At 39.4% G+C, this 5185-nt stretch carries 9 protein-coding genes; all 9 read left to right on the top strand.

Going from position 1 to position 5185, the window contains the following annotated elements; genetic code table 11:
• The first annotated feature begins 32 nt into the window (after nucleotides 1-32).
• Nucleotides 33-539, top strand: coding sequence for a hypothetical protein (locus Q0296_RS09645; RefSeq protein ID WP_103607326.1), 507 nt, complete (start codon nucleotides 33-35; stop codon nucleotides 537-539).
• A gap of 136 nt (nucleotides 540-675) precedes the next feature.
• A complete protein-coding gene (gene moaA, locus Q0296_RS09640) occupies nucleotides 676-1644 on the top strand; it encodes a GTP 3',8-cyclase MoaA (protein WP_109146770.1) in 969 nt (322 codons plus the stop codon).
• On the top strand, nucleotides 1644-2399 hold the full coding sequence (locus tag Q0296_RS09635; protein ID WP_298039941.1) for a 7-carboxy-7-deazaguanine synthase QueE: 756 nt from the start codon (nucleotides 1644-1646) through the stop codon (nucleotides 2397-2399). The genes moaA and Q0296_RS09635 overlap by 1 nt, the downstream gene beginning before the upstream one ends.
• The gene (locus tag Q0296_RS09630) at nucleotides 2399-2980 is read left to right on the top strand and encodes a 6-carboxytetrahydropterin synthase (protein WP_103573264.1); all 582 of its coding nucleotides are present in this window, start codon (nucleotides 2399-2401) and stop codon (nucleotides 2978-2980) included. Before Q0296_RS09635 ends, Q0296_RS09630 begins: the two co-directional genes overlap by 1 nt.
• Nucleotides 2980-3183: a hypothetical protein gene (locus tag Q0296_RS09625; protein WP_004318036.1), complete on the top strand. Its 204-nt coding sequence runs from the start codon at nucleotides 2980-2982 to the stop codon at nucleotides 3181-3183. Before Q0296_RS09630 ends, Q0296_RS09625 begins: the two co-directional genes overlap by 1 nt.
• Nucleotides 3180-3581: a hypothetical protein gene (locus Q0296_RS09620; protein ID WP_298039934.1), complete on the top strand. Its 402-nt coding sequence runs from the start codon at nucleotides 3180-3182 to the stop codon at nucleotides 3579-3581. Before Q0296_RS09625 ends, Q0296_RS09620 begins: the two co-directional genes overlap by 4 nt.
• Nucleotides 3582-4238 (top strand): 16S rRNA (uracil(1498)-N(3))-methyltransferase, encoded by a 657-nt coding sequence (locus tag Q0296_RS09615; RefSeq protein ID WP_298039930.1) that lies wholly within the window; start codon nucleotides 3582-3584, stop codon nucleotides 4236-4238.
• Nucleotides 4239-4319: 81 nt separating this feature from the next.
• Nucleotides 4320-4520 carry a 50S ribosomal protein L31 gene (rpmE, locus tag Q0296_RS09610; RefSeq protein ID WP_298039927.1) on the top strand — a complete coding sequence of 67 codons (201 nt, stop codon included), beginning with the start codon at nucleotides 4320-4322 and terminating at the stop codon, nucleotides 4518-4520.
• Between the two features lie 3 nt (nucleotides 4521-4523).
• Nucleotides 4524-5185 (top strand): 16S rRNA (cytidine(1402)-2'-O)-methyltransferase (gene rsmI / locus Q0296_RS09605; protein WP_298039925.1); only part of this gene is annotated, 662 nt, incomplete at its 3' end.

The raw sequence follows: 5185 nt of genomic DNA, 5'->3' as shown, positions 1-5185 counted from the left end.
GAGAGCTTAGAGCGAATTCGTAAAGGAAAAATATGGAAATTTACATTTTTTTAGGTTTTGGTATCGTTTTAGCGATAATAATAGCTTTGATATTTATAAAAGATAGCGAGACAAATAAGAAATTTGCAAGGTATGAGCGTGCCATAGAGAGCGCCATGCAAGAAAACTACAATCTCAAAAAGCAGCTAGTCGCACTAGCAAGCTTTAAGCCTGATGATGACGAGCAACTAAAAGATGTAAAAGATGAGCTAAAAGAGCAGATAAACGAGCAGATAAATGAAAAAATCGTGCCGATAATCCGCGCTATAAAGAGCATCGAGAGAGTGATCGATGACTTTGCAAACGAGCAAAAAGATAGGATGTTTAACCTTGAGGAGCGAACAAGAGATATCAATAAAATCGCCCCAAGCGTTATCAACGAAGAAGAGCAAATTCTAAAGATGTTTAAGGACGGAAAGAGCGCGGCCATGATCGCAAAAGACCTTCACGTGGGTATGGGGCGAGTTGAGTTTGTGCTTAAATTTCATAAATTAGCCTAAATTTATAGGTTAATTTTAAAAGACAAAACTACTCTTAAACTACAAAAATTAGCTTAAATTTTTATTTAAATTTAAATCTTTTAACCTATAATTGAAAATTAAAAAAAGCTATAACCAAGCTTAAAAAAGGTGCTTTATGCTAATAGATAAATATGGTCGGGTTGTTGATTATTTAAGAATTTCCGTGACGCAGCGTTGTAATTTTAGATGTAGATATTGCATGCCTACGACACCATTTAGTTGGACGCCAAAAGAGAATTTACTAACATTTGAAGAGTTATTTTTATTTGTAAAAGTAGCTATCGACGAGGGTGTGAAAAAGATCAGGATCACAGGCGGTGAGCCACTCGTACGCAAGGATCTAGACGTCTTTATAAAGATGATAAGCGATTATAAGCCAGACATCGATCTAGCGCTTACGACAAATGGCTTTATGCTGCCACACTTTGCCAAAAGGTTAAAGGATGCTGGGCTAAAGCGCATAAATATGTCGCTTGATACGCTAAATGAGCAAAAGGCTAAATTTATCGCTCAAAAGAGCGTTTTGCATGAGGTTTTGGCTGGCTTTGAGGCAGCACTTGATGCTGGGCTAAAGGTCAAGATAAACACCGTCGCGCTAAAAGGCTTTAACGACGATGAGCTAGTAAATTTGCTTGAGTTTGCCAAATTTAGAAACTCTCAGATCAGGTTTATCGAATATATGGAAAATTCGCATGCCAAAGAGGATCTAAAAGGGCTAAAAAGCGATGAAATTTTAAATATCATCTCGCAAAAATATAACATCACAAAAGATGAAAAACTGCCAAACGCACCTGCGTCTATTTATAGGCTTGATGACGGCTATAAATTTGGCATCATAGACCCTCACAAACACGACTTTTGCGAGAGTTGCAACCGCATCAGACTAAGCGCTGAGGGGCTTTTGATACCTTGCCTTTACTTTGAAGATGCACTAAGCATCAAAAAAGCAGTTGCAAACGGCGACATCGTCGCAGCAAGCGAAATTTTAAGACAAGTGCTTGCCAACAAGCCAAAAGAGAACAAATGGGCGCTAGGAGCTGAAAACGAAACCTCTTCAAGGGCCTTTTACCAAACTGGTGGTTGATGAGCAAAGAGCTAGAATTAGTTGAGGCATTTTTAAGTATTCAAGGCGAGGGCGCTTATCAGGGCAGGCTCGCCATATTTTTACGCTTTTTGGGCTGCAACCTAAACTGCTCTGGCTTTGGCGTAAAGACAAGATCTTTAAAAACAGGCGAAGAGTTTTTGGGCTGTGATAGCATAAGGGCCGTTTTTAAGGGACATTTTCACCACAAAAGATATAGCGCAGATGAAATTTTAAGCCTAGTTGATAGCCTTAGCAAAGGCTTAGAGCAAAAGCCGATCGTCGTTTTAACAGGCGGCGAGCCACTCATCTGGCATCAAAATGAAAATTTCATAAATTTGGTAAGAAATTTGCTTATAAACTACGAGGTGCATTTTGAGACAAATGGCACGATCTTGGTTGATTTTGATAAATTTGAAATTTATAAAAACTGCCATTTTGCACTTGGGGTAAAGCTAGCAAATAGCGGAGTTAGCGAGCAAAAACGCATAAATTTAGATGCCATTTTAGCTATCAAAGATAACGCTAAAAGCAGCTTTTTAAAATTTGTCCTCTCGCACTTTGATAAAAGCGAGCTGGAGGAAATTTTATATATAAAAGATAGAGCAAATTTGCCAGTTTGGTGCATGGCGATGGGTGCAAATGAGGACGAGCTAAGCAAAAATGCTCTAAAAACAGCGCAGTTTGCCATAAAGCATGGATTTAACTACTCAGAGCGTATCCATATCAGGCTTTGGGGCGACAAAGAGGGTGTTTGATGATTATTAGAAAACTTTTTAGATTTGAAAATGCGCATATCGTGAGATTTTGTAGCTCAAAGCGCTGCAGGACGAGCATCCACGGCCACAGCTACGTGGCTGAAATTTTACTTAGCTCAAATTTCTTAGACAACGCTGGCATGGTCTATGACTTTGGGCTAATGAAGCAAAACATAAAGACGATCATCGATAGCTTTGATCACGCTACGACCATATATTCAGGCGATAGTGACGAATACAAAAACGACCTTAAAAAGCACTCTGCAAGGTGGATCGAGATCCCACTAAATCCCAGCGCAGAGCAGTTTTGCCGTATATTTTTTGTCATGATCGAGCGGATACTTGAGCTTAGCGTGATGAACAACGGCGAGCGCGAAGTAAAGCTTCACAGCATCATCGTCCATGAGACCGACACTGGCTATGCGCAATGCTTCAAAGAGGACGCGACAAACCCACAAATGGGCGAGATAAGGCTTAGCGATATCAAATTTTCTGAGGCCATTATAGACGAGTGGGAAGATAAAAATTTACTTGAAAAGATGATAAATAAGATAAAAATAGAAAATCCAAAGGACGTTTAATGAAAAAATTTATAACCTCTTTTTTGCTTATAGCTGGCGTATTTTTGGGATGTGGAGATAAAGAAGAGGCCAAAAGTGACGTTAGTGAGCCAGTCCCTAGTGATGTTACGATAGCTCAGCCAGACGCAAACGTGACGATAGACGAGCAGCTGCCACCTGAGCCAGTCGTCGAGGAAAACGAGCCGCCTAAAGATAAAAAATGAACGAACATTTAGCCTCGCTTTTTGCCTACACTTTGCCATTTCACGTGGCGTTTTTCTACGCACTTCTTGCGTGCGGGGCGCTTTATCTACTGCTAACGCAGCTTGGAAGCGCTAGCAAAAACTACGTGCTTCACATAAGGTATTTTTTGCCTATTTATCATATGCTGCTTAGCTTTTTGGTGCTAACTGGGCTTATTTTGTGGGCGTACTACAACTACGAGCTAAAATTTAACGCCATAAAAATGCTTCTTATCTTGATAGCCCTGATCGCACTTAGCGCCGTTGGATATAAAAGACTAAAGAGATACGCCGTTGCTGGCGAGCTAGAGAAATTTAAAAAATTTGCCCTTATTAAAGGCATTTGCGACATTATTTTGATCATCATTGCAGGAATTTAGATGAAATTTTTATATGATAAAAACGCTGGCGAAGAGCGCTTAAAGATAGTAAATGAGGCCTTTTTACACCTAAAAGCTAGAAGAGTTGAGGTGAGTGAGCGCATAAGCGTTAGAAATCTGCATGACGGCAAAGAGTATATCTACGAGATCGATGAGATAGAGCGCAGAAGTGCAAATTTAAGCCTTGTCTTTGCCAGCCTAAACAGCGAGCATAAATTTGACTTTACCATCGCTTGGGCGGTCGTTGACCCAAAGACGGTCGAAAAGACACTGCCATTTTTAAATGAGCTTGGCGTCGGCAAGATCGCCTTTGTCTACACTAAATTTTCTCAGGCAAATTTCAAGATCGACCTTGAAAAGCTAAACTACATAAACGCACTTTCATGCGAGCAGTGCGGACGAACATCGCTAATGAAGTTTGAAATTTATAAAAATTTAGACGAGCTAATGAGCGTTTATAAAAATGTCTCAGCCATAAATTTTGGCGGTAAAAATTTAAATGAAAAAAGAGATGATGAAATTTTAATAATCGGTCCAGAGGGCGGATTTAACGAGGATGAGATGGCTAAATTTAAAAATATCTACGGTCTAAATACAAAAAATATCCTAAGATCGCAGACCGCAGTCATATCTGTGGCAGCAAAATTTCTTGCTTGATTTATTTGATTTTTAGATTTCTTTTTATATAATCAGCAACTTTTAAGGTAACAAATAGCCCAAAATAATAAAGGAAAGATGATGAAAAAAGAGATCCATCCAGAATATGTAGAGTGCACCGTAACTTGCGCGTGTGGCAACAGCTTTAAGACGAAGTCAAACAAAAGCGAAATCAGAATCGACATCTGCGACAACTGCCACCCATTTTTCACAGGCAGTGAAAAGATAGTTGACAGCGCTGGCCGTGTTGAGAAATTTAAGAAAAAATACGCTCTAAAATAAGCCTTGCTCTACTTTGTTCCTACTCCAATAGGAAATTTAGAAGATATCTCGCTTCGCGCGATCAAAATTTTGCGTGAATGCGAGATAGCTATCTGCGAAGATACAAGAGTTTGCAAAAGCCTTGTAAACCTACTAAACGAACGCTTTGACGCACAGATAAACATCTCAAATTTTATCCCGCTTCATACCCACAACGAAGATGAATTTTTCGCAAATTTAAATGATGAAATTTGGAGTAAAAATATAGCTTATATGAGTGACGCTGGCATGCCAGGCATAAGCGACCCAGGCGTTAGCCTAGTAAGATATGCTCAAAAAAATGATATCAAGTATGAAATTTTAAGCGGAGCAAACGCTGCACTTTTAAGCGTAGTCGCGAGCGGACTTTGCGATAAAGAGTTTGTTTTCTTAGGATTTTTACCAAATACCGGCAGAGAAAGAGCAATAGCCATACAAAACGCTCTAAATTTAGCCTATCCAGCCGTCATATACGAAAGCCCAAAACGCGTATTAAGCTTAGTGCAAAGCATCGCAAATTTAGAGCCAGAGAGAGAAATCTTTGTCATAAAAGAGGCCACCAAAAAATTTGAGACCAAATTTAAAGAACAAAAAGATGTCACTATCGAAGAGCTCATAAATTTCATAGCAAATCCGCCGTTTAAAAA

The sequence above is a fragment of the uncultured Campylobacter sp. genome (genome assembly GCF_937890585.1).
In the GTDB taxonomy this organism is placed as follows: domain Bacteria; phylum Campylobacterota; class Campylobacteria; order Campylobacterales; family Campylobacteraceae; genus Campylobacter_A.
Note: the sequence above shows the minus strand (reverse complement) of the source record. Positions and strands in the feature narration are given on the sequence as shown.

What these genes read in the sequence shown, in the direction of transcription:
- Q0296_RS09645 (WP_103607326.1), top strand. Translation starts at nt 33, where the DNA reads ATGGAAATTTACATTTTTTTAGGTTTTGGTATCGTTTTAGCGATAATA.
- moaA (WP_109146770.1), top strand. Translation starts at nt 676, where the DNA reads ATGCTAATAGATAAATATGGTCGGGTTGTTGATTATTTAAGAATTTCC.
- Q0296_RS09635 (WP_298039941.1), top strand. Translation starts at nt 1,644, where the DNA reads ATGAGCAAAGAGCTAGAATTAGTTGAGGCATTTTTAAGTATTCAAGGC.
- Q0296_RS09630 (WP_103573264.1), top strand. Translation starts at nt 2,399, where the DNA reads ATGATTATTAGAAAACTTTTTAGATTTGAAAATGCGCATATCGTGAGA.
- Q0296_RS09625 (WP_004318036.1), top strand. Translation starts at nt 2,980, where the DNA reads ATGAAAAAATTTATAACCTCTTTTTTGCTTATAGCTGGCGTATTTTTG.
- Q0296_RS09620 (WP_298039934.1), top strand. Translation starts at nt 3,180, where the DNA reads ATGAACGAACATTTAGCCTCGCTTTTTGCCTACACTTTGCCATTTCAC.
- Q0296_RS09615 (WP_298039930.1), top strand. Translation starts at nt 3,582, where the DNA reads ATGAAATTTTTATATGATAAAAACGCTGGCGAAGAGCGCTTAAAGATA.
- rpmE (WP_298039927.1), top strand. Translation starts at nt 4,320, where the DNA reads ATGAAAAAAGAGATCCATCCAGAATATGTAGAGTGCACCGTAACTTGC.